Source organism: Tenacibaculum sp. SM2510 (assembly GCF_057002845.1).
The window spans coordinates 2,161,166-2,182,644 of sequence record NZ_CP192703.1 but is presented as its reverse complement, the minus strand read 5'-3'; the positions used below and the strand labels follow the sequence as shown (position 1 = coordinate 2,182,644).

The following is a 21,479-nucleotide window of genomic DNA, read 5'->3' as shown; positions in this document are numbered from 1 at the left end:
AGCCTTCCAAAATTGGAAGGCTTTTTTAAATTATTTTATCTATTAAGATGGTTCTTCTCCATCTAACAATGGTGTTGTTTGTAATACGAAATCTTTTCCGTGAACATACTCGCCAAATCTAGGGTCATTTTCATCATCCCAAACTTTACTATAATCGTACGCCCATCTATGAACTTCAGGAATAGCACCTGGCCAGTTTCCGTGAATATGTTCAACAGGAGTAGTCCACTCTAAAGTATTCGACTTCCAAGGGTTTTGTTCTGCTTTATTACCTCTGTATATTGAGATAAAGAAATTGGCTAAGAATATTAACTGAGCAGCACCTCCTAAGAATGCCATTAAAGTCATAAATACGTTGATTTCAATTAAATCATCAAACATTGGAAAGTTTGAATTTGTATAATAACGACGAGGTAAACCTGCTAATCCAACAAAGTGCATCGGAAAAAACACTCCGTAAGCAGAGATAATTGTTAACCAAAAGTGCCAGTAACCTAATGTTTTATTCATCATTCTACCATACATTTTAGGGAACCAGTGATATACACCCGCAAACATTCCTAATAAAGCAGATACACCCATTACTAAGTGGAAATGCGCTACTACGAAATAAGTATCATGTACGTTAATATCTAATGCTGAATCTCCTAAAACTAATCCTGTTAAACCTCCTGTTACGAATGTAGAAACTAATCCGATAGAGAATAACATGGCAGGATTTAATTGTAAGTTACCTTTCCATAATGTTGTAACATAGTTAAATGCTTTTACTGCAGATGGAATTGCAATTAATACCGTTGTAAAAGTAAAAACAGATCCTAAGAAAGGATTCATTCCTGTAATAAACATATGGTGACCCCATACAATTGTTGATAAGAATGCAATCGCGATGATTGATCCAATCATTGCACGGTATCCGAAAATTGGCTTACGAGCATTTGTTGATATTACTTCAGAAGTAAGACCTAGTGCTGGTAATAAAATAATATATACTTCAGGGTGCCCTAAGAACCAGAATAAGTGTTCAAATAATACAGGCGATCCTCCTTGGTAATGTAATACTTCTCCTGAGATAAAAATATCTGATAAGAAAAATGAGGTTCCGAAACTTCTATCAAAAATTAATAATAAAGCTGCAGATAATAATACAGGAAACGAAATAACACCAATAATAGCAGTGATGAAGAATGCCCACATTGTTAGTGGCAATCTTGTCATTTTCATTCCTTTTGTACGTAAGTTTAAAATTGTTACGATATAGTTTAATGACCCAATTAAAGAAGATGCTACGAAAATTGCCATAGAAACTAACCATAACGTCATTCCCATTCCTGAACCTGGAATTGCTTGTGGCAATGCAGATAAAGGTGGATAAATTGTCCATCCTGCTGATGCAGGTCCTGCTTCAACAAATAATGAGATTATCATAACTACTGATGATAAGAAAAATAACCAGTAAGAAACCATGTTTAAAAAACCAGAAGCCATATCACGGGCACCAATTTGCAATGGAATTAATAAATTTGAAAACGTACCACTTAAACCAGCAGTTAAAACAAAAAACACCATTATTGTACCGTGAATTGTAACCAATGCTAAGTACATATCTGCATTCATAATTCCATCTGTTTGATGGTTTCCTAAGAATGCTTCAATAATTGAAAATGATGTTTCTGGCCATGCAATTTGCAAACGAAATAACATAGACATAAAACCTCCTATAACACCCATAAATATACCCGTAACAAGAAATTGTTTCGAGATCATTTTATGATCTTGACTGAAGATGTATTTGGTTACAAATGTTTCTTTGTGATGATGATCTGACATAATCTATATATATACTTTTAAAAAATATCTTATTTAATAACTTGAGCTAACGTTTTTTGTTCTGATAACCACTTGTTGTATTCTACTTCTTCAACAACTGTAATTTTCATTTGCATATTGTAGTGAGATGCACCACAAATTTTATTACACAATAACAAATAATCAAACTCGTAAGGGTCTTCACCTTTTACTTTTCTAATCTTGTTAATTCCGTTTGTTTTAGCAATTACCTCAGAGCTTTTACGCATTTCTTCGGTAGTAAATTTAGGTGTAAACGCAAATTGGGTAACCATACCAGGTACACAGTTCATTTGCGCTCTAAAGTGAGGCATATAGGCAGAGTGTAATACGTCTTGAGAACGGAACTTAAACAAGATCTTTTTCCCTTTTGGTAAAACTAATTCTGTTACTTTTTTATCATCTTGTGCTTTTGGGTCTGACATATCAACCCCCATAGAATTGATACCTTTAATAAAGTTTACATTTCCTAAACCTAATTCATTATCGGCTCCGGCATAACGTGCTTGCCAATCAAATTGTCTTGAATATACTTCAATTTCAATTGGGTTTTCGTCATCACCAACATACATAATATTATTCCAAGCCCATAAACCATAACCAATTAAGATAACGATTGTTACTGCTGGAATAACGGTCCATATTAATTCTAACTTATGGCTGTCTGCATAAAATAATGCTTTGTTTCCTTTTTTCCCCCTATACTTATAAGTAAAGAAGAAAATTAAGAATTGCATTGCAAATTGTACAACACCAATTAACCAAAACGTAATGTCAAATAAGTTATCGTCATGTTCTCCTTCGATAGAAGCAGATTCTGGTAACATTATTACATTCATTGCTATTAAACAATAAACCATCATTGCATACAGGATTACTAAAAATCCGATAGCTAATTTACCTTGTGTTTCATTGTCTTTATCTGTAGCTATTACAGAACGAAAATTCATTATACGAGTAATTTGCCAGAAACTAACTCCTATTGCAATTGCTATGAAAATATAAAATAAAGCGAGCATATTATCTAAACTATTTGTTTATTAATTATAATTATTAATGGTCGTTACTGTCTTCACCTCTGTGTTCGATGTTATAGTAATGGTGTGTTTCACTTTCGTGTAGGAATGGATTTCCTTTTGCCAATGTATTTGCTTTTGCAAACGCACTAAAGGTAGCATATATAAATAAACCTAGGAAGAATAAAATTCCGCTTATTTCTCCAATTCCAAAACCGTATTGTGCACCAACTGTTCCTGGCATAATCATTACAAATAAATCTAAATAATGACCTGCTAAAATTACAACCCCTCCTATTGTTACAAACCAAGGAACGCTTTTAAAATCGCTATTGATTAATAATAATATTGGAAAGATGAAATTCATAACTACCATGGCTAAAAATGGAACTTTATATTCATTGAAACGCAATAAGAAATAAGTAGTCTCTTCAGGAATATCTGCATACCAGATTAACATAAATTGTGCAAACCATAAATATGTCCAAAATACTGAAAAACCAAACATATACTTTGCTAAATCATGAATATGACTATCATTAACAAATGGTAAGTGACCTTTTGCTCTTAAGTAGATTGTTACAAAAGCAATTACTGTTAATGCAGATACTAAGAAAGTAGCTAACACATACCAACCGAATAATGTAGAGAACCAGTGTGGGTCGATACCCATAATCCAATCCCAAGACATCATAGATTCAGTAATCATAAATAAGAATAAGAAAATTACAGAGATGTTATAATTTCTCTTGTGTAATTTTAAATCTCCATTATCTTGTGCTATCGAACCTTTTCTAATAAAGAAACGATATACATTCCACACAGTTAAATAAAAGATACTTCTCATTAACCAACCTGGTGTATTTAAAAACCATTTTTTTCCGTCTACAACTGCATCGTAGTTTGGACTTTGAGGATCGAAAACACCTTCAGCCATCCAAGGGAATAAATGATTCATATGCATAAAGGTAGCGATTAAAAACACTAACATAATAGCACTTACATAGTGTAAGTTTGCTGTAATAGCTTCCATTACTCTAAACAATACGATAGACCAACCTGCTTGTGCTACTCTTTGTATTGCATAAAAAGCTAATACTAATAATGTAACTCCTAAAAAGAACATTAAAGCAACAAAAAAGGCTGCCCAAGGGCGGTTTTGCATTTGATGAAAAGCATGTTGTGCATGGGCATCTTCATGGTTCTCTCCATGTACTTGTGTAGCATCTGTATGTTTTACAGCAGCTTCAGCATGCTGTTCTTTTACTTCTTCTTTATGTTCTATATGTGTTGAATCTGCTGCATGTGCAACATCAGCATGAGTAGCTGTACTATCCGTAGCGTGTACGTCCAATACTTTTTTATCATGTTTATCTGTTGTAGCATGTGTTGCTGAATCATGAGAATTTGCAGTAGCATGATCTCCATGATGAGCATCGTGCTGTTTTGCTAAAATTTCTTTTGCCTCTTCTAATGTGTTAGGTGCACTATAAAAACTATAAACAGTTCCTAAAAGTCCCAAAGCCATTAAAATAATAGCAAGCATTTTTAATTTTCCTGAAAACTTGTACATATCTTAACTATCTATTATATACTTATTTTAATTCGCTTCTTAATTTCTCTACATACTGTACAACTTGCCAACGCTCCTTGTACTGTAATTGTGCTGCATGAGATCCCATTAAATTTTTACCATACATAATTACATGATAAATATTACCTGGAGTTAAATCTCTATCCTTATAGTTTGGTATACCGTTAAATTTATCTCTTTGAGATAAAACTCCGTTACCATCTCCTTTCTTACCATGACACGTAGCACAATAAATTGTATATAGCTCTTTACCTTTTGATAAGTTCTTCTCTGAAGCAGCTAATGGATTTTTTAATTCAGTTTTTGCTTTTTCATATCCTTCATTTGTGTCGGGAATATCATAAGCTACTATACCATTTCTACTTACAGTACCTGCAACTGGTAATCTATCTACCATTTTACCATTTAAGCCTTCAGCTCCGTTTGCATCGTAAGGAACAGAGACATACATATCTGGCATATATTGTAATTGAGGTGTACGTTTATCACCACATGAAATAACACTTGTTATTACAACTAAAGCGACGATTATTTTTACAAAACTTTTCATATCTCTTTATTAGTGCTTTTCTACTATGTTAATTTCTACAGCCCCAGTTGATTCAACCAATGCTTTTAACTCGTCTTCATTACCATGAACAGGAATCTCCATTAAGAAATGATCATCGGTCGTTCTTGGATCAGGATTTTCTGCTTCTTTAAATGGCCATATTCTACTTCTCATATAAAAAGTAATTACCATTAAGTGAGCTGCAAAAAACACTGTTAATTCAAACATAATCGGCACAAACGCTGGCATGTTTGCAAACCAACTAAAGTTAGGCTTACCTCCAATATCTTGTGGCCAATCTTGAATCATCATGTAATTAGTCATCCAAACAGCAAAGCATAAACCTGTAATTCCGTAAAAGAATGCAGTAATTGCTAAACGCGTTGGCGCTAATCCTAATGCTTTGTCTAATCCGTGAACAGGAAAAGGACAAAATACTTCTTCGATGTGATGATGATGTTCTCCTTTGATTTTCTTAACGGCATCCATTAAGATATCATCATCATTATAAAATGCGTGAATTACTTTATTAGTGCTCATTGTTCTCTTCTCTTAGTTTTTTAAAATTCTCTCCTGAAGATTTCAAGATTGTCTTAACTTCTGCTTGTGCTATTACTGGGAATGTTCTTGCATATAATAAGAATAATACAAAGAAGAACCCGATAGTTCCTACAAAAATACCTACATCAACAAATGTTGGTTCAAAACGCCACCATGTAGATGGTAAATGTCCTTTACTTAATACAATTGCGATAATATCAAAACGCTCAAACCACATACCAATGTTAATTACGATTGAGATAATGAAAGAGAAGATAAAACTTCTTCTTAATTTCTTAATCCATAATAATTGTGGTAAGATAATGTTACACCATAAAAGTGCCCAGAATGCCCAACCATAAGGTCCTGCTTCAGCTCCAAATGATAAGTATGTATAATTTTCATAAGGGGATCCTGTATACCATGCGATAAAGAATTCTGTTGCATACGCTACAGTTACAATACCACCTGTTAAAAGGATTACGATATTCATATACTCTACGTGTAAACGTGTAATATAAGCTTCCATATTCGTAACCTTACGCATTATACCTAATAAAGTTTGTACCATTGCGAATCCTGAAAAGATTGCTCCAGCTACGAAGTAAGGTGGAAATATTGTTGAGTGCCATCCTGGGTTAATAGAAGTAGCAAAATCCATCGATACAATTGTGTGCACAGAAAGTACTAATGGTGTTGCTAAACCTGCTAACACTAAAGATACTTCTTCAAAACGTTGCCAATCTTTTGCTCTACCTGACCATCCGAAAGATAATAAAGCATATATTTTCTTTTGAAAAGGCTTTACTGCTCTATCACGAATCATTGCAAAATCTGGTAATAAACCTGTCCACCAGAAAACTAACGATACAGATAAATAGGTTGATATTGCAAATACATCCCATAATAACGGTGAGTTAAAGTTTACCCATAACGAACCAAATTGGTTTGGCATTGGTAATACCCAGTATCCGTTCCATGGACGTCCCATGTGAATAATTGGAAATAACCCTGCTTGAAAAACCGCAAAGATTGTCATCGCTTCTGCCGAACGGTTAATTGCCATTCTCCATTTTTGACGGAATAGTAACAGTACAGCCGAAATTAAAGTTCCTGCGTGACCAATACCTACCCACCATACGAAGTTGGTAATATCCCAAGCCCAACCGATGTTTTTGTTTAATCCCCACACACCGATACCAGTACCGACTGTGTAGAAAATACATCCAAATCCCCATAGCATTGCTGCCAAAGAAATATAAAATGCGATATACCAATTTTGATTTGCTTTACCTTCAATAGGTTTTGCAATGTCTTCAGTGATATCGTGGTAACTTTTGTTACCCAACACTAAAGGTTCTCTATAAGATGATTCGTAATGAGACGACATAAATCTATATACTTATTAATTATATTATTAAGCTTCGTTTGTATTTCTTACTTTCACTTGGTATACTACGTTTGGCTTTGTACCAATATAGTCTAACACGTGGAAAGCTCTATTATCTTCTTTTAATGCTGCTACTGCATCTTCAGAATTGTTTACATCTCCAAACACCATTGCTCCTGTAGAACAAGCTGATGAACATGCTGTTTCAAATTCGTCTTTATTTACAGCTCTACCTTCTTTTTTAGCTTTTAAGATAGTTGCTTGAGTCATTTGAATACACATAGAACATTTTTCCATAACTCCACGAGAACGAACTACTACATCTGGATTTAATACCATCTTACCGTATTCGTTGTTCATGTTGAAATCGAATTCATTGTTTTCAGCATAGTTAAACCAGTTGAAACGACGAACTCTATATGGACAGTTGTTTGCACAATATCTTGTACCAACACATCTGTTGTATGCCATTTGATTTTGACCTTGACGACCGTGAGAGGTTGCTGCAACCGGACAAACTGTTTCACATGGTGCGTGATTACAGTGCTGACACATCATTGGTTGGAAAGCTACTTCTGGGTTTTCAGCAGAATTTTCTAAAGCGTCAAATAAATCACCTTTACTTAATTCTAAAACTCTTTCTGTATACTTTCTTTCAACGTCTTTGTTCGCTAAGCTAGGATTCTCCGCTTTGAATTCTTCAATAGTCATTGAAGCTTCATGTTGCTTATCTGCAACCGTAGAAGAATAATAACGGTCGATACGCAACCAATGCATATCTCTACCTACTCTTACTTCATCTTTACCTACAACTGGTACATTATTTTCTGCATGACATGCTACTACACATGCCCCACATCCTGTACAAGATGTTAAATCGATAGATAAATTAAAGTGGTGACCAACTTCACGATTATGATCATCCCATAAGTCTATTTTACTAGCCGCTGTTTCTTGGTGGTCATAAGAAACCATTGCTGGCTTGTTCCAAGTATGTTTTGGGTCTAAATTCTTATTATTTACTTGCTGTAAAGTAGCTTCTTTTAAGATATCATGACGACCTGCAAGTGTACTTTGTACCTGAGTACAAGCAAACTTATGCCATCCTGAAGTTTTCTCGATAGTAACATTGTATTGTACATTGTTTCCATCTTTTAAGAAAGGATATGCGTTGATACCAACTTGCATCTCTTCTTTTAACCCTTCAGTTCTACCGTAACCTAATGCTAAGCCAACCGATCCTTTTGCTTGACCTGGCTGAATCATCACAGGAACATTCTTAATTGTTACCCCGTTTACTGTTACGCTAGCGTAGTTACCATTAATTGCTCCGTTATCTTTCACTGGATTTTCAAAACCTAATTCTCTAGCATCAGCCATAGAAACGGTTAAGTAGTTATCCCAAGCTGCACGCGTAATAGGATCTGGTAGTTCTTGTAACCAAGGGTTATTTGCTTGTTTACCATCACCTAATGCAGTTGATGAATATAAGTTTAATTCGAATCCTGAAGATGCCTTTGCATCTTTAACTAATTCAGCTGCACTAGTGTTTATATCTACTGTAGATTTGAAAGCTTCTTCATCTAACATCATTTCTGACTTAAAGAAACCATCATGTAATGCTTGATTCCAAGATGCGCCTGCTAAAACAGTAGTGCTCCAAAATTCTTTTAAAGTATCGTAATAGTTTACAGAACTACAAGACCATTTTAATAACACATCTTGTAACTGACGTGTATTAAATAACGGAGAAATAGTAGGCTGCATTAAACTATAAGTACCTGCTGTTACCGTAACATCTCCCCAACTTTCTAAGTTATGAGGCGCTGGTAATGTATATTGTGTTGCCTTAGCTGTTACATCATTCTGAGTAGCTATTGCAACAGATAATTTTAACTTTTTAATTCCTTCTGCTAATTCAAATGCATTTGCTAGTGTATATAAAGGGTTTGTGTTATAAGTTACTAAACCTTTAACCTTACCACTTTTAATATCCGCAACTAATTCAGCTACTTGAGTATCGTTACCTTGGCGCGTTAAATTAACTGCTTTAGTATCGAAAATCTCACTATTTAATTTCTCATTAATTGCAAAAGCAATTAACTGAGCGTTTTTATCATTTAAACCTGTAACTACTACTCCTTTTGAACCCGCTTTCTTTAAATCGCTAGCCAGCTTTTTAATTTCAGCATCAAATTTTGTTGCCTTAGATGGAAGTGATTCTCCTGCTACAGCATTATATAAATTAACCAAAGCATATACTTGATCAGAAGGCTTTACAACCATTCTTTTATCAGCGTTTGCTCCTGCTAAAGACATATTACTTTCTATTTGAACATGGTAAGACATTTTACCAGACTCGGCTCTACGCCCATCTGCATAAGACTTCTCATATCCACCTTGCCAGTCACCAATAAAATCAGCACCTACAGAAACAATAACTTCTGCTTTACTAAAATCGTAATTAGGAACAGCGCGTTTACCGTACATTGCTTCAAAAGCATCGGCAGTTGCACTTTCTGAAATCGCATCATAAACAACGTGCTTAACGTTTGGGTATACTGCCGTAAAATCAGCAATTACTTTTTCAGTAGAAGGACTCGCTAAAGTACCTGTTAATAAAACTACTGATTCGTTTGCTTCTTTTAATTCATTAAGTTTAGCTACAATTTCTTTATCGGCATCAGCCCAAGAAATTTCAGCTTCTCCTTTTTTAGGTTCTTTTAAACGTAATTCGCTATCATATAAAGATAAAACAGATGCTTGAGTACGTGCATTTGTTTCTCCTCCTGCTTGCTTATTAGGCATTACAAGAATAGGACGACCTTCGCGTGTTTTTACTAATACGTTTGCAAAATCAAAACCATCTGCAATTGTAGTTGCATACCAATCAGCAACACCTACAACGATATCATTTGGTTGCACTACATAAGGGATTGATTTTCTTACGGGACCTTCACAAGCAGCTAATGATGCAGCTGCCGTTGTAAATCCAACGTATTTTAAGAAATCTCTACGTGATGTAGATGATGTTTCTAATGTTTCTTTATCACCTAAAAACTCATCTGTAGGAATATCTTGTACAAACTCATTATTACGCAGCGTTTCAACAACAGAACTACCTTTAAGTTCTTCAACACTTTGCCAGTATTTTTTGTTTGAAGCCATTTATATACGTGTTTTTCTACTTTCTAATTGATTAATAGTGGCACTTACCACACTCTTTTCCTCCTAGTTGAGCAATTGTAACTTGATCAACACCATACTTTGCCGCTAATTCTTTATGAATTTTAGCATAATACTCATTGCCCTTTAAATCAACCTTCGTTGTTTTATGACAATCTATACACCAACCCATTGTTAATGGAGAGTATTGATATACTTCTTCCATTTCTTCTACAGGACCGTGACATTTCTGACAAGCGACTCCTCCTACGGTTACGTGTTGTGAGTGATTAAAGTATGCAAAATCTGGTAAATTATGTACTCTAACCCATTTTACAGGTTTAGTATTACCAGTATATTCTAAGTTGTCAGCATCCCAACCAGCTGCTTCATAAATCTTAGCTATTTCTTTATCTAAGTCTGACTTTACTAAAGTATGATCATCCATAACAACTTTAGTATCATCTGCTACTTCAGAAATATTTTTATGACAATTCATACAAACATTTACAGAAGGAATACCTGATGTCTTACTATGTTTTGCCGATGAATGACAATATTGACAATCTATCTTATTATCACCTGCGTGAATTTTATGAGAGAATGCTATAGGCTGTATTGGTTGATAACCTTCATCAACACCTACTTGGAATAAGGTTCCGAATAAGATGTAGATTCCAATTAAAGCTCCAAAAACAACAGCTAAAACATGTAAAAAAGTATTCTTTTTAATACCTGCCCATAACTCAGCCGATTGACCAAGCATACCAGGTGTTTTAGGAGCTCCTTTTAACTCACTAATTGTTTTTAATAAATTAGCAATAATTAAAAAAGCTACAATAATAGCTGCTGCTAAAACATACAACAACCATCTTGGCGAATCTCCTTTTTCTGTACCACCAGCGGCTACTACTACTTGACCTGGTTTAGCAACCTCTCCAACAGTTGTGTAATAAAGAATATCATCGATATTCTGATCTGTTAATTGAGGAAAAGCAGTCATGTTAGAACCTTTATACTCTTCAAAGATAGCAATTGCATCTTTATCTCCAGAAGCTCTTAACGCAGCGTTGTCTTTAATCCAAGACTTTAACCAATCGTTTTCTCTTCTTTCTTCAATACCTGCTAATTTAGGCCCAACAAGTTTCTTGTCTAACTTGTGACATGAAGCACATAAAGATTTAAATAATTTTTTCCCTTCTTTCTGGCGAACTTCATCAATATCTTGAGAAAACGCTGAAAAGCTTATAAATAAAACTAAAAAGAAAGCTAAACTCTTTACGAGTTTCTGGGTTAATTTACTGTGATGTTTCACACTTTTCATACTGTTAAATATAAGTTTTGTATCTGTTTTGGCACATTTTTTTCTATAATACTATTCTAAAAATAGCAGATAGAAAGTTAGACAAAAGTACTACTTCTGTCTAAATTGTGAAATGTTAAGAGATTGCTAATTTATAATTTATAGTTATTCTAAATAACTTGCACAGACAATCTATTAAATTGCAAGTCGTTACTTTTGTAAAAAGTTTTAATAAAATGAAAAAAAGAAGCATTATACTAAGTTTAATTTTAGGTGTGGTAATTGGTGTTTTTAACATCAACGCTCAAGATAACATCACTGATAATAAAGACATTACTGAACTAATCGAAAAAAAAAGACACTACAACAAATATAACGGAACAGGATACAGGATTCAGTTATATAATGGACTAGAAAGAAAGGCTAAAAGTTTACGTAATAGGTTTCAGGTTGAATACCCAGGCGTTTACACCAAATTAGTTTATAAATCTCCTGAATGGAAAGTGCAGATAGGCAACTACAAAACAAAACTAGAAGCAGACAGATCTTTGAATGAAATAAGAGAAAAATTTAACGGAGCTATCATTATTCCACTATAAATCAAACAACAAAGCATAAAAAAAGCGAAATCAAATGATTTCGCTTTTTTTATTTCTATAATTTAGGCAGTTTTTAATAAGCGCGCTTATCACTCCCTTCATAAAAGTTAATAAAAGCTTGATTTACTACGCGGTTACCACCATCTGTTGGATAATCTCCTGTAAAATACCAATCTCCTAAATTATCAGGACATGCTTTATGCAAACCACTAACAGGTTGAAAAATAACTTCTACCTCAGATTTTATTTCAGGTGTTTTTAACATTTGTGCAATTTTAGCTGAGATTTGCTCATCAGTAAAAGGCGCATAAATTTCTTTTACATAATTTACAACATCTTTATCTTCACTAATCTCTTGCTTTTTACACTTAGCATATACCGTATCTATAATATGATATTGATTTGTTTCTTTCAACAACTCTAATGTAGCTTTAAAAGCTATAAAATCATTGATTTTTGCCATATCGATACCATAACAGTCTGGATAACGAATTTGGGGAGCTGAAGAAACTACTACTATTTTCTTCGGATTTAAACGGTCTAATATTTTTATGATACTTTTCTTTAAAGTTGTACCACGCACAATACTATCATCAATAATCACCAAATTATCGGTTGGCTTAACAACACCGTAAGTAACATCGTATACATGCGCCACCAAATCATTACGACTACTATCATCAGTAATAAATGTTCTAAGCTTTGCGTCTTTAATTGCAATTTTCTCGAAACGGGGTCTTTTTGATAAAATCTCTACAACTACTTCTTTAGATAGTTTACCGTCACCTGCTAAAATAGCGGCTGTTTTTTGTTGATTTAAAACATCTTCTGCTGCTTCCATCATTCCGAAAAAAGATGTTTCGGCTGTATTAGGTATGTATGAAAAAACGGCATTTTCTATATCGTTGTCGATAGATTTTAAAACTTCAGGAAAAACATACTTCCCTAAGTTTTTACGCTCTTCATAAATTGAAGCGTCACTTCCTCTAGAAAAATAGATACGTTCGAAAGAACAAGATTTCTTTGGGCGTTGCTCTAAAACTGGTGACATTGCTGTTTCACCGTTCTTTTTTATAATTAATGCATGACCTCTGTCTATCTCTTTAATTTTATCAATAGGCACATTAAATACTGTTTGAATTGCCGGACGCTCGGATGCCACAACAACGACTTCATCATCTTGATAATAAAAGGCGGGCCTGATTGCTGATGGATCTCTTAAAACAAACGCATCTCCATGACCTAATAAACCAGCCATAGCATAACCACCATCCCAGTTTTTTGCTGAACGCTGTAATATATTTTGAATATTTAAATTCTCTTCTATATAACCAGAAGCATCTTTTTTACTGTAACCTTCTTCTTTGGCTTTTATATATAATTCAGAAACTTCATCTTCTAAAAAATGTCCGATTTTTTCCATAACAGTAACAGTATCCGTAAACTCTTTTGGATGCTGACCTAAATCTACCAAATCGTTTAACAACTGTTTAGAGTTAGTCATGTTAAAATTACCTGCAACAATTAAGTTTTGATGTTTCCAGTTTCTTTGACGTAAAAAAGGATGTACACTTTCTATAGAGTTCTTACCAAAAGTACCATAACGAACGTGTCCTAAAAAAAGATTTCCAAGGTATGGCACATTCTCTTCTTGCCACTTAATATCACTTGTTTTATCAGGGTTTTCTTCTAAAACACCTGCAATTCTTTCGTTTATCTTTCCAAAAATATCCTGAATAGGCTGTGATTGATTAGATCGTATTCTACTAATATACCTTGTTCCTGGTTCTACATTAAATTTAATACTTGCCAAACCTGCGCCATCTTGCCCACGATTGTGTTGTTTCTCCATTAACAGGTACATTTTATTTACACCATAAAATGCCGTTCCGTATTTATCTTTATAATACTGTAATGGTTTTAATAATCGAACCATTGCAATACCGCATTCGTGTTTTATAGCGTCACTCATTTGAAAAATATTTAATTGTGTGTTGTTGTTGTTTTGTTGTAAAAAAAAATCCGCAGCAAAAAGCGCGGATTTGTATTTATGATAACTCTATATCAAATTGTGTTAATTCTTTAAAAGACTGCAAACGTGTTTGCACTTCGTCTTTTGTTAATTCTTCCATTCGTTGTGTCCCAAATTTCTCTACACAGAACGAAGCTAAATTGGATCCGTAGATAATTCCGTTTTTCATATTCTCAAACGAAACATCTTCTGTTTTTGCTAAATACCCACAAAAACCTCCTGCAAAAGTATCTCCTGCACCTGTTGGATCAAAAACCTCTGCCAATGGCAATGCTGGCGCAAAGAACATTTTACCCTCATTAAATAGTAAAGCTCCGTGCTCTCCTTTTTTAATCACAACATATTTTGGCCCCATTTCATGAATTTTCTTCGCTGCATTAACTAACGAATACTCACCACTTAATTGACGTGCTTCTTCATCATTAATTGTAATAACATCTACACGTTTTAAAACGGTATGCAAATCTGCTAAAGCAATATCCATCCAAAAATTCATAGTATCTAATACTACTAATTTAGGTCTTTCAGTCATTTGATCTAAAACTGAAGCTTGTGTTAATGGGTGTAAATTACCTAACATAACAATACCTGCATCTTTAAACGCTTCTGGCACAACTGGCTGAAAGTGTTCTAATACATTTAATTCTGTAATTAAAGTATCACGAGAATTCATGTCATTATGATATTTACCGCTCCAAAAGAAAGTTTTACCTTCTTTAACAACTTCAATACCATCAGTATTAATTCCTTTATTGTTCATCATATCTAAATATGACTTCGGGAAATCTCCACCAACAACAGAAACAACGCCTGTTTTAACACCAAATTGAGAAGCTGCTAAACCTACAAAAGTTCCTGAACCTCCTAATATTTTATCTGTTTTACCAAAAGGTGTTTCAATAGCATCAAAAGCTACGGTACCAACTGCTAATAATTTACTCATTTCTTATTTTTTTACTGTAATTTTGCTCTTTTAAATAAAGTGTCTTTAGACGCTGCAAAAATAGTTTTAAAAAATGACTATCAAAGAAATACAAGAAGAAATTATTGACGAGTTTTCTATGTTTGATGACTGGATGGGACGTTATGAATATATAATTGACTTAGGAAAATCTTTACCTTTAATAAATGACACGTATAAATTAGATGAAAATTTAATTAAAGGCTGTCAATCGAAAGTATGGTTGTATTCTGAATTAAAATCAGATACTATTATTTTTACTGCCGATAGTGACGCCATTTTAACAAAAGGGATTGTCGCATTATTATTAAGAGTGTATTCTAACCAAACTCCGCAAGCAATTATTGAAGCTAAAACTGATTTTATTGATGAAATTGGCTTAAAAGAACACTTAAGTCCAACGAGAGCAAATGGTTTAGTTTCTATGGTAAAGCAAATAAAAATGTATGCGATTGCACAGCAATCTAAACTAACAAAATAAAGAAGTAGATTATGAACGATAAAGAATTAGAAGTATTAGGAGATAAAATTGTTGGTGTTTTAAAAACAATTTACGATCCTGAAATTCCTGTAGACATATATGAACTAGGATTAATTTATGATGTATTTGTTTCTGAAGAATACAATGCTAAAATTTTAATGACTTTAACTTCACCTAACTGCCCAGTAGCAGAAAGTTTACCTGTTGATATTGAAGAGAAAGTAAAATCGTTAAAGGAAATTAACGCTTGTGAAGTAGAAATTACTTTCGATCCTACATGGACTCAAGAAATGATGAGCGAAGAGGCAAAATTAGAATTAGGAATGCTTTAAATAAATTTGTCATTACGAACAAGAACAAAACAGTCTGTTAAAAAGATTGCTTCATTTTTATTCGCAATGACGTTTCAAAATATATGGCTGAAGAAATTATAAACAAAATTGCAACCAGTAAGTTAATCACTATAGACCTTGAAGATTATTATCCGAAAGGGCAACGTATTGTTTTTGATATTAAAAGTTGGTTATATGAAGAATTAATTCTTCGTGAGAAAGATTTTAGGGCACAAGTTAAAAATCATGATTGGTCGCAATACAAAGGCGCTTATATTGCCTTAACATGTTCTTCGGATGCGATTATTCCTTCTTGGGCTTATTTATTATTAACAGCACATTTAGCTGAATTTGCTGAAAAAATAATTGTTGGTAATTTAGAATTATTAGAAACCGTTATTTACCAAGAACTAATTAATAAATTAGATAACACGCAGTACCAAGACAAACCGGTAATAATTAAAGGCTGCACTAATAAACCTATACCTGCATCAGCCTATACATTTTTAATACAAAAATTGCAACCCGTAGCAAAAAACATCATGTTTGGCGAAGCTTGTTCTACAGTTCCGTTATTTAAAAAGAAATAATTCAATTTATCTACAAAACACAAAATCAATGAAAAAAATATTAGCAGTAGCTATTTTACTAGGAGCATTATCAATGAGTGCCCAAGAAGAAAAGAAGGAAGAAAACAAAGATGGATGGAAAAAGGAAGGTAATATTTCTTTCTTATTTAATCAATCTGCATTTAATAACTGGTTAGCTGGTGGTGTAAATAACATTTCAGGAACTTTAAGTTTGAATTACGACTTCAACTATACAAAAAATGATTGGACTTGGGATAACAAATTAATTGCTTCTTACGGATTAACAAAAATAAAAAAAGAAGACATTCAAAAAACAGATGATCGTTTAGAATTAAATTCTCTTGTTGGTAAAAAGGCGTCTGAATACTGGTATTACTCAGCATTTTTAAACTTTAAAACACAAATGTCATCAACAGATGTTGACGGCGTACAAACTTCACATTTTTTCTCTCCAGCTTATTTTCAATTAGGTCCTGGTATGTTATGGAAAAAATCGGACAGGCTAAAGGTTAACTTCGCTCCTGCAACTTCTAAACTTATTGTAGTGCATTCTCATTTAACTGATCTTGGACCAGCATTTGGCGTAGAACAAGGTGAAAGCACAAGATACGAATTAGGTGCTTCTATTAGTGGGTACTACAAGGTTGAGGTAATGAAAAACGTAAGTGTTGAAAATATTTTAAATTTATACAGCAACTACCTAGAAGATGCTCAAAATGTTGATATTGATTACACCTTAAACGTAGTGATGAAGGTAAATAAATATTTATCTGCCAATTTATCTATGCAAGCTATTTATGACGATAATGCTTTTGAAGGATTTCAAACAAAAGAAGTATTTGGTTTAGGTGTAAATTACAGTTTCTAACAAATAACTATTCAAAAAAAAGAAAACCTTAAAGAGTCATCTCTTTAAGGTTTTCTTTTTTGCTTACTTTTGCTTAAAATTTAAAAAGAATGACTTTATTACTAATATACGCAACAGTATCTATATTTTTCTCTTTCATATGCTCCATATTAGAGGCTGTTTTACTAAGTGTAACACCAACTTTCGTTAATGTAAAAAAGAAAGAAGGTGTAAGTTTTGCTACGCAGCTAGAAGCATTAAAGAAAGACGTAGACAAGCCTTTAATTGCCATTCTTACATTAAATACTCTTGCCCACACAGTAGGTGCTATATTGGTTGGTACTGAAGCTAAGAAGCTATTTAATGACGAAGGTTACGGTGTTTTTATTGTTTCTGCAGCCATGACAATATTAATTTTAGTGGCTTCAGAAATTATTCCAAAAACAATAGGAGCAACTTACTGGAAACAACTTGCTAGCTTTACTACAACTGCATTAAAAATAATGATATTTCCATTAAAATGGACGGGTATTTTATGGGTATTACAATTAACTACTAAATTAATTGGAGGCAAAGGTGGTCATGGTGAAAGCATTTTAAGTAGAGAAGATTTCTCTGCCATGACTGATATTGCTGAACAAGAAGGTGTTTTTCAACAAAATGAAAGTAACGTAATAAGAAACATGCTTAATTTTAAAGATATTCAAGCAAAGCATATTATGACACCTCGTACGGTTATTAAAATTGCTGATGAAAACGAATCTATTGAATCTTTTTTTGAAAAAAATAAACTTCTAAATTTCTCTAGAATCCCTGTATTTTCTAAAAACCCTGACAACATAACTGGATACATATTAAAAGATCAACTCTTATTAGCTTTAATTGATAAAAAAGGAAATGAACCCTTAAAGTCAATTAAAAGAGATATTATTATTGCAGATAGAGATTTGTCTATTCCTGGCCTATTTAAGAAGCTAATTGAGCAGCGAGAGCACCTAGCTTTAATTGTTGATGAATATGGCTCTGTAAGTGGATTAGTAACTCAAGAAGACGTAATTGAAACGTTATTAGGCTATGAAATTATGGATGAGAGTGATAATGTAGCAAACTTACAAAGCTTAGCTAAAAAGAATTGGAAAAAACGCTTAGGTATTATAAATGATTTAGAAAAGAAGTAATCCTAAGAATAAGTTAAGTCAATAATACAGATAATTATAAATAATTAAACCAGAGATATAAATCTCTGGTTTTTTGTTATGCAAAAACAAGTGCAATTTTAAAAAACTGAAATGCACATATACTATATTTATGCATCAGTTACTTTACCTTTAACTTAATCAAATTACCTATAGTTACGTGGATGTCATTTATAAATTTATAGTTGATTACAAGAGACGGTAATCAATTTTTTAGCTAATAGATTATATAAATTGAATATGTTTTCCTGCAATAATAAACCTGAGTAAAAAGCAAAAAAAAGGGAGTGATTTAAATCACTCCCTTTTTTTATAATTGTATTTGCAATTAGTTATTAATTGTCCAAGATATGTAATACATAGAACCTATTAACCCTGATCCTGGTGCAACAACATATTCTTTTTTGGTTAAATTAGTTCCACCGACTTTAACTCTTGATTTTAAAGATGGAATTCTGTAATTTATTTGCGCGTCTAATACTGTTCTACTATCAACGTTCCCATTTAAGAAACTAGATTGCCATAAAAATTCATTCTGCCATCTAGCGTTTACATTAAATCCAAAATTGCTAAATAAATTTTCATTTCCAAACATTACTTTTACTTGATGCTCTGGTGTATTAAAACCTGCGTCAAACTCTAAATCATCATTTTGATCAAAAATTAATTTACTTAACGTATAGTTTACACCAAAATTAAAGGTTCTAAACACTTTTGTGTTAACACCTACTCCAACACCATAAGACTGTACATTAGCTGTTGTATTAGTACTTAAGGCAAACTCTGTTACATCTTCATTATTAATAGCCTGTAAAGCATCTGCATCTGGCACCCCATTTACAAACTCACCATAATTAGGAACAAATACATTCTTTACTGCTGCAAAGTTATCATATTGGTTATAATAACCATTTATATCTAATTCTAAAATATTAGTATCCGTTATATTTACAATACTTCTATACCCTAATTCATAAGATGATACTTTCTCTGGTTTAATTGCTACTGGTTTAATACTTACTGGAACTCCGTTTTCCAATATAAATGCCTTTTCGAAAACTTCAGCACCTGTAATTACATTAGTAGTTCCATCATTATTTAAAACTTGCCCTGAAAAACGTTCAATATTATCCGATGATGTACCTAACTGAAATGTATTTGGTCCTGATCTTAATCCAAAAAACTGCTCTGTTGTACTTGGAGTTCTAAAACCTGTTTGGTAAGAAACCCTTAATATTTTATTTTCTTTTACAGCATAGTTTAATGCTACCCTTGGAGAAAAATCACCTTCAAAATTAGATGATTTATCATAACGTACAGACCCTGTAAACTTTAAACGATCATCTAAAAATTTCTTTTGTATTTGTGAATAAACACCATACATATCAAATTCAATAGGGCTGTCTTCATCTGTAAACAAAGTACCCTGTGAGTTAATATTAAATTTACGGTATGAACCACCTATTTGTATTTCACCCCATTTAATTAGATCTCTAAAGTTATAATTTGCATCTGCATGGTAAAAACTTGTTTCATCTTTTACTCCTGCTCCACCCTGCGATATTGGTGTGGTAACTACTTCATCTAATGCTTTATTAAAAGCGGCTGTTCCGGGCTGTAACCTATTTCTATCTGCAAAAGACCTTGCCGAAGCATCATTACCTGGTGTAACTCCTGGAACATCTCCTGAAAAAGCAGCTGCATATTCACCAAACCAAGTTCTGTTTGGGTTATATTTATTATTTATAGCAAGACCTGCAAATCGCAAATCGTGTGTTCTATCTCCTCCATCGTTACCCGTAAAATATCCACGAACGAAAAAGTTTTTACCCAACAACTCTAATTTGTGTTGCTCAACATAATAGTCTTCTTGAGAAAACCTATTTGTTCCTTGATATAAATTATTTCCTTTAGAAAAACGAGAATTATATACTATTTCTAGTTTATCATTACCCATTGGTCTATAATGTAATGATCCGTCAAATTTCACTCCGTAACCATCATAATCATATAAATCGGCTTCAGCATATCCTGTTCTACTAACTTTACCTATACCTGGGAATGTGAAATTTGCCTCATCACCATAAAAATTCACACCATCGTAATCTGGCGAGTCACTTCTATTACCCGCTTTAATTTCTCCTCCAACACCTGTTGTATTAGAAGCATCATTTGCATGCCACTCTTCTGCTTTGTAAACCGTTAAATTTACTTTAGCGGCAAAGTAATCGCTGAACTTATGTGCCATTCGAATACCTACATCATAAAACTGATTAGACCCCGATTGTTCTTGTTCTATAAAACCTGTTTTAAAATATGTGCTAATTCCATCATATGTAAAAGGGTTCTTACTTCTCATTAATAAAATACCATTAAATGCATTTGCACCATATAAGGCAGAAGAAGCTCCTGGTAATATTTCAACATCTTTTACATCTAGTTCTGATAAACCTACAAGGTTACCTGCAGAGAAGTTTAATGCTGGTACTGAAGTTTCAACTCCATCTACTAATTGAACAAACCTTGTGTTATCAAAACTAGAAAAACCACGTGAGTTTACAGATTTAAATCCATAACTTGCTTCTCTAGAGGTTATACCTTTTAAATTAGTAACACCGTCATAAAAAGAAACCGAAGTTCCTTTTTTCATATCGTTTATACCTAACCTTTCAATGGTCACTGGCGATTCAATAACTCGTTCTGGAGATCTTGAAGCAGAAATTACAACTTCATCTAAGCTTGTATTTTCTTTTAAAATAATATTTAACTCTTGATCTTTAGAGGTAACCTCTATAACTTCAGTTTTATACCCAAAAGCCGAAACCTGAATAGAAAAAGGAAAACTTGATTTTACTTGTAAGGTAAAATTCCCATCAATATCTGAAGTTGTTTTACCTTGTAATGAGTTTATTAAAGCACTTGGAAAAGGCTCTAAGTACTCGTCATAAACTTTTCCTGTTACTGCAACTTGTGCTGATAAAGCAATACTGCATGTAACAAAAAAACCTAATAGTAGTTTTTTAAGCATAGTATTC

The 21,479-nt window shown here is 33.1% G+C and carries 17 protein-coding genes; 6 read left to right on the top strand and 11 right to left on the bottom strand.

The genetic code is table 11. The annotated features are described in order from the left end of the window. Nucleotides 1-42 precede the first annotated feature (42 nt). From ACQ629_RS09770 to ACQ629_RS09735, 8 genes are read right to left on the bottom strand one after another with little or no spacing between them, the layout of a single operon-like run. On the bottom strand, nucleotides 43-1,830 hold the full coding sequence (locus ACQ629_RS09770) for a cytochrome c oxidase subunit I (RefSeq protein WP_483704546.1): 1,788 nt from the start codon (nucleotides 1,828-1,830) through the stop codon (nucleotides 43-45). A 29-nt stretch (nucleotides 1,831-1,859) separates the two neighbouring features. Further along, nucleotides 1,860-2,867: a cytochrome c oxidase subunit II gene (locus ACQ629_RS09765; protein WP_483704544.1), complete on the bottom strand. Its 1,008-nt coding sequence runs from the start codon at nucleotides 2,865-2,867 to the stop codon at nucleotides 1,860-1,862. Between the two features lie 34 nt (nucleotides 2,868-2,901). Continuing rightward, nucleotides 2,902-4,437 (bottom strand): quinol:cytochrome C oxidoreductase, encoded by a 1,536-nt coding sequence (locus tag ACQ629_RS09760; RefSeq protein WP_483704542.1) that lies wholly within the window; start codon nucleotides 4,435-4,437, stop codon nucleotides 2,902-2,904. A 22-nt stretch (nucleotides 4,438-4,459) separates the two neighbouring features. Continuing rightward, the gene (locus tag ACQ629_RS09755) at nucleotides 4,460-5,008 is read right to left on the bottom strand and encodes a c-type cytochrome (protein WP_483704540.1); all 549 of its coding nucleotides are present in this window, start codon (nucleotides 5,006-5,008) and stop codon (nucleotides 4,460-4,462) included. Between the two features lie 9 nt (nucleotides 5,009-5,017). Next, nucleotides 5,018-5,548, bottom strand: coding sequence for a DUF3341 domain-containing protein (locus ACQ629_RS09750; protein ID WP_483704538.1), 531 nt, complete (start codon nucleotides 5,546-5,548; stop codon nucleotides 5,018-5,020). Next, a complete protein-coding gene (gene nrfD / locus ACQ629_RS09745) occupies nucleotides 5,538-6,938 on the bottom strand; it encodes an NrfD/PsrC family molybdoenzyme membrane anchor subunit (RefSeq protein WP_483704536.1) in 1,401 nt (466 codons plus the stop codon). The genes ACQ629_RS09750 and nrfD overlap by 11 nt, the downstream gene beginning before the upstream one ends. A 27-nt stretch (nucleotides 6,939-6,965) precedes the next feature. Then, a complete protein-coding gene (locus ACQ629_RS09740) occupies nucleotides 6,966-10,106 on the bottom strand; it encodes a TAT-variant-translocated molybdopterin oxidoreductase (RefSeq protein ID WP_483704534.1) in 3,141 nt (1,046 codons plus the stop codon). 31 nt (nucleotides 10,107-10,137) lie between these two features. Next, nucleotides 10,138-11,427 carry a c-type cytochrome gene (locus tag ACQ629_RS09735; RefSeq protein ID WP_483704532.1) on the bottom strand — a complete coding sequence of 430 codons (1,290 nt, stop codon included), beginning with the start codon at nucleotides 11,425-11,427 and terminating at the stop codon, nucleotides 10,138-10,140. 215 nt (nucleotides 11,428-11,642) lie between these two features. Here ACQ629_RS09735 and ACQ629_RS09730 point away from each other — a divergent pair, with 215 nt between their 5' ends. Beyond that, nucleotides 11,643-12,005 carry an SPOR domain-containing protein gene (locus tag ACQ629_RS09730; protein WP_483704530.1) on the top strand — a complete coding sequence of 121 codons (363 nt, stop codon included), beginning with the start codon at nucleotides 11,643-11,645 and terminating at the stop codon, nucleotides 12,003-12,005. A 73-nt stretch (nucleotides 12,006-12,078) separates the two neighbouring features. Here ACQ629_RS09730 and ACQ629_RS09725 read toward each other — a convergent pair whose 3' ends face one another. Together ACQ629_RS09725 and ACQ629_RS09720 are read right to left on the bottom strand one after the other, a co-directional pair. Then, entirely contained in the window at nucleotides 12,079-13,977 is a 1,899-nt protein-coding gene (locus ACQ629_RS09725; protein ID WP_483704528.1) for an amidophosphoribosyltransferase, read from the bottom strand. Nucleotides 13,978-14,053: 76 nt separating this feature from the next. After that, nucleotides 14,054-14,980: a PfkB family carbohydrate kinase gene (locus ACQ629_RS09720; protein WP_483704526.1), complete on the bottom strand. Its 927-nt coding sequence runs from the start codon at nucleotides 14,978-14,980 to the stop codon at nucleotides 14,054-14,056. Between the two features lie 73 nt (nucleotides 14,981-15,053). On the opposite strand from ACQ629_RS09720, the gene ACQ629_RS09715 reads away from it, so the two are divergent. The 5 genes from ACQ629_RS09715 (at nucleotide 15,054) to ACQ629_RS09695 (ending at nucleotide 18,426) form a co-directional block, all read left to right on the top strand. Next, complete coding sequence (locus ACQ629_RS09715; RefSeq protein ID WP_483704524.1) at nucleotides 15,054-15,479, top strand: SufE family protein; 426 nt, start codon at nucleotides 15,054-15,056, stop codon at nucleotides 15,477-15,479. Between the two features lie 11 nt (nucleotides 15,480-15,490). Further along, on the top strand, nucleotides 15,491-15,811 hold the full coding sequence (locus ACQ629_RS09710; protein ID WP_218772106.1) for an iron-sulfur cluster assembly protein: 321 nt from the start codon (nucleotides 15,491-15,493) through the stop codon (nucleotides 15,809-15,811). 83 nt (nucleotides 15,812-15,894) lie between these two features. After that, complete coding sequence (locus ACQ629_RS09705; protein WP_483704522.1) at nucleotides 15,895-16,401, top strand: DUF2480 family protein; 507 nt, start codon at nucleotides 15,895-15,897, stop codon at nucleotides 16,399-16,401. Between the two features lie 28 nt (nucleotides 16,402-16,429). Next, nucleotides 16,430-17,269, top strand: coding sequence for a DUF3078 domain-containing protein (locus tag ACQ629_RS09700; protein WP_483704520.1), 840 nt, complete (start codon nucleotides 16,430-16,432; stop codon nucleotides 17,267-17,269). Between the two features lie 89 nt (nucleotides 17,270-17,358). Then, nucleotides 17,359-18,426: a CNNM domain-containing protein gene (locus tag ACQ629_RS09695; protein ID WP_483704518.1), complete on the top strand. Its 1,068-nt coding sequence runs from the start codon at nucleotides 17,359-17,361 to the stop codon at nucleotides 18,424-18,426. A gap of 346 nt (nucleotides 18,427-18,772) precedes the next feature. Here the strand turns inward: ACQ629_RS09695 and ACQ629_RS09690 are convergent, their stop codons facing one another. Continuing rightward, complete coding sequence (locus ACQ629_RS09690; RefSeq protein WP_483704516.1) at nucleotides 18,773-21,472, bottom strand: TonB-dependent receptor; 2,700 nt, start codon at nucleotides 21,470-21,472, stop codon at nucleotides 18,773-18,775. Nucleotides 21,473-21,479 lie beyond the last annotated feature (7 nt).